Consider the following 3,600-nt stretch of genomic DNA (forward strand, 5'->3'; position numbering starts at 1 on the left):
ACTCTACCGTCGGTACGCCAAGCCTGGATCAACGGCTGGCGAGAAGGACGCGGCGACAACTGGGACGGTATGACCGGCACTGCGGGAATCCACAGACTCAACGAACTTCACGCCGTCGGCTGACACAGGGCATTTATTCCGACACGACAATCTGAATTTGTAACGACTTACCATGCACGTCCTTCCCGGACGGCGGGCTGCGGCCCAGGGGCTCCTTCGAGGAGCCCTTTTTTATGCCTGTTCAGCCGCAAAATAATCCTTGTGGCGAAAGGGCTTCAGAGATTACCGGATCCTGTGGCGAGGGGATTTATCCCCGTTGGGCAGCGAAGCAGCCCCAAAACCATCCGCCTCGGTGTGTCAGGTCAATTGAAGGTTCTGACTTCACGACTGCTGCGCAGCCGAACGGGGATAAACCCCCTCGCCACAAATGCCCTCACAGTTACTTGCGCAGGGCGGCGATGGCGTCTACCGATTCGCGGATCAACGCCGGGCCTTTGTAGATGAAGCCAGAGTAGATCTGCACCAGGCTGGCACCGGCGAGGATTTTCTCGGCCGCGTGTTTGCCTTCGGTGATGCCGCCAGCCGCGATGATCGGCAAACGACCAGCCAGTTCACCCGCCAGCACCTTCACGGTATTCGTGCTCTTCTCACGCACAGGCGCACCGGACAGACCGCCCGCCTCGTCGCCATGCTCCATGCCTTCGACGCCGACCCGGCTCAGGGTCGTGTTGGTCGCGATAACAGCGTCCATGCCCGTTTCGATCAGCGCTTGTGCAACCTGCGCGGTCTCTTCGTCGGTCATGTCCGGAGCGATCTTGATCGCCAGCGGCACATGCTTGCCATGACGCAGCGCCAGTTCGGCGCGGCGCGTGGCCAGGTCCGCCAGCAACTGCTTGAGCGAATCGCCGAATTGCAGGCTGCGCAGGCCCGGGGTGTTCGGCGAGCTGACGTTGACCGTGATGTAACTGGCGTGAGCGTAGACCTTGTCCAGGCAGATCAGGTAATCGTCCACTGCGCGCTCGACCGGCGTATCGAAGTTCTTGCCGATGTTGATACCGAGCACACCCTTGTATTTTGCCGCTGCCACCCGCGCCAGCAGGTTATCCACACCGAGGTTGTTGAAGCCCATGCGATTGATGATCGCCTCGGCTTCCGGCAGGCGGAAGATCCGTGGTTTCGGGTTACCCGGCTGCGGACGCGGGGTCACGGTGCCGATTTCGACAAAACCGAAACCCAGTTGCGCGAAACCGTCGATGGCCGCGCCATTCTTGTCCAGACCCGCCGCCAGACCCACCGGATTAGGAAACTCCAGGCCCATGACGGTGACCGGCATTTTTGCCGGTGCCTTGCACAGCAAGCCGTTTAAGCCCAAACGCCCACCCGCGCCGATCAGATCCAGCGACAGATCGTGGGAGGTTTCCGGGGAAAGTTTGAACAACAGCTGACGGGCCAGGGTGTACATGGGCGGCAATGACTCGGGCGGCGAAAAGAGGCGGCGATTATAGCCGGGCATGTGCCTGCGGCGCGAGGCGCACGCGTAAATCGCCGCACTGGCATATGCCTTGCACTTTCTTCGCTATCAGCTCGCAGGCCAATGGCGGCAAACGGGCAAGGACAATGGCGTCGTCTCCGGGTTTTGCCTGCGCAAAGTCCGGGACGGCGTTTTTTTTGAGGTGGCGTTGGATGAATGAACCATCAGTGGGGCCGCTGGCCTGGGTCAACGGCAGCGACGCACCGGAAAAAAGTGCGATCAACCTTGGTTTCATGGCTTTGAGCGATTGCGCCTCGGTCGTTGTCGCCGCCACTCAGGGCTTCGCCCAGCCTTACGGTCTGACCCTGAACCTCAAGCGTCAGACATCCTGGGCCAATTTGCGCGACAAACTGGTCAACGGCGAACTGGATGCCGCCCATAGTCTGTACGGCCTGATTTACGCCGTGCATCTGGGCATTGGCGGGGTGGCGTCGACCGACATGGCGGTGTTGATGGGCCTGAATCAGAACGGCCAAAGCATCAATCTTTCGCACGGTCTGCAAAACCTCGGCGTGACCAGTCCTGAAGCGCTGGATCGGCATGTGCACCAAAGCCGCGCAAAACTTACCTTCGCGCAGACGTTTCCAACCGGCACCCATGCCATGTGGCTGTATTACTGGCTGGCGAGCCAGGGCATTCATCCGTTGCAGGATGTCGATAGCGTGGTGGTGCCGCCGCCGCAAATGGTCGCGCACCTGCAAGCCGGGCGTATCGACGGCTTTTGCGTCGGCGAACCGTGGGCCGCCAGCGCGGTGCAGCAGGATCTCGGTTTCACGTTGGCCACCAGCCAGACGATCTGGCCCGATCACCCGGAAAAAGTCCTCGGCTGCACCCGCGAATTTGTCGAGCAATACCCCAACACGGCGCGGGCGCTGGTGATGGCGATCCTCGAAGCCAGCCGCTTTATCGAAGCAAGCCCGGAAAATCGCCGCAGCACCGCGCAATTGCTCAGTGCGCCGGAATATCTGGACGCGCCGCTGTCGTGCATCGAACCGCGTTTTCTCGGTGATTACGCCGATGGTCTCGGCAATCGCTGGCAGGACCCACACGCGCTGCGCTTCCACGGCAACGGCGAAGTGAATCTGCCGTATCTGTCGGACGGCATGTGGTTCATGACCCAGTTTCGCCGCTGGGGCTTGCTGCGTGAGGACCCGGATTACCTTGCTGTCGCCCGTCAGGTTCAGCAACTGGAGGTCTACCGCGACGCCGCGACCGGTGTCGGTGTTGCGGCATGGGGCACCGATATGCGCAGCAGTCAGCTGCTCGACGGCAAAATCTGGGACGGCAGCGATCCCGCCGGTTACGCGCGCAGCTTCAAGCTGCACGCAATGAGCGACGACGCTCCCCTTCTCGCCCACCGCTGACAGGAGACGCCAACATGTTGCGCATTCTGTTGATCAATGACACGGCGAAAAAAGTCGGGCGCCTGAAAGCGGCGCTGACCGAGGCCGGTTTTGAGGTGATCGACGAGTCAGGTCTGACCATCGACTTGCCGGCGCGCGTCGAAACGGTGCGCCCGGACGTGATTCTGATCGATACCGAGTCACCGAGCCGCGATGTCATGGAGCAAGTGGTGCTGGTCAGCCGCGACCAGCCCCGGCCGATCGTGATGTTTACCGACGAACATGATCCGGGGGTGATGAGACAGGCGATCAAGTCCGGGGTCAGTGCCTATATCGTCGAAGGTATTCACGCGCAGCGCTTGCAGCCGATTCTCGATGTGGCGATGGCGCGTTTCGAGAGCGATCAGGCATTGCGGGCGCAGCTTCAGGCCCGCGACCAGCAACTGGCCGAGCGCAAGCGTATTGAGCTGGCCAAGGGGTTGTTGATGAAGATGAAGGACTGCAATGAGGAAGAGGCTTACACCTTGATGCGGCGCCAGGCGATGAGTCGGCAGCAGAAGCTGATTCAGGTGGCGGAGCAGATTATTGCGATGAGTGAGTTGTTGGGCTGAAAAGTTCTGGTCGCTTGAGAAGCCCCTCACCCTAGCCCTCTCCCTGTATGTACCGGACACATGGTGGACAGGTGTTCGGACACATGGTGGACACTTTTTAATAGACACATTGCTC

General features: G+C 60.6%; 3 protein-coding genes and 1 pseudogene. 3 read left to right on the plus strand and 1 reads right to left on the minus strand.

The features are described from left to right. Positions 1–123 (plus strand): annotated as a pseudogene (locus tag ACIOWE_RS27580) (ribosome modulation factor); the annotation flags it as partial. 316 nt (positions 124–439) lie between these two features. Here the strand turns inward: ACIOWE_RS27580 and ACIOWE_RS27585 are convergent. Then, complete coding sequence (locus ACIOWE_RS27585) at positions 440–1,462, minus strand: quinone-dependent dihydroorotate dehydrogenase (RefSeq protein ID WP_401397996.1); 1,023 nt, start codon at positions 1,460–1,462, stop codon at positions 440–442. 221 nt (positions 1,463–1,683) lie between these two features. Here ACIOWE_RS27585 and ACIOWE_RS27590 point away from each other — a divergent pair, with 221 nt between their 5' ends. After that, positions 1,684–2,895 (plus strand): CmpA/NrtA family ABC transporter substrate-binding protein, encoded by a 1,212-nt coding sequence (locus ACIOWE_RS27590; RefSeq protein WP_401397997.1) that lies wholly within the window; start codon positions 1,684–1,686, stop codon positions 2,893–2,895. Between the two features lie 14 nt (positions 2,896–2,909). Next, positions 2,910–3,485, plus strand: coding sequence for an ANTAR domain-containing response regulator (locus ACIOWE_RS27595; protein WP_007916390.1), 576 nt, complete (start codon positions 2,910–2,912; stop codon positions 3,483–3,485). The last annotated feature ends 115 nt before the right edge of the window (positions 3,486–3,600 follow it).

The organism is Pseudomonas sp. NPDC087598 (assembly GCF_044743525.1).
In the GTDB taxonomy this organism is placed as follows: Bacteria; Pseudomonadota; Gammaproteobacteria; order Pseudomonadales; family Pseudomonadaceae; genus Aquipseudomonas.

Coding starts and splice junctions, on each gene's coding strand:
- ACIOWE_RS27590 (WP_401397997.1), top strand. CDS start 1,684: ATGAATGAACCATCAGTGGGGCCGCTGGCCTGGGTCAACGGCAGCGAC.
- ACIOWE_RS27585 (WP_401397996.1), bottom strand. CDS start 1,462: ATGTACACCCTGGCCCGTCAGCTGTTGTTCAAACTTTCCCCGGAAACC.
- ACIOWE_RS27595 (WP_007916390.1), top strand. CDS start 2,910: ATGTTGCGCATTCTGTTGATCAATGACACGGCGAAAAAAGTCGGGCGC.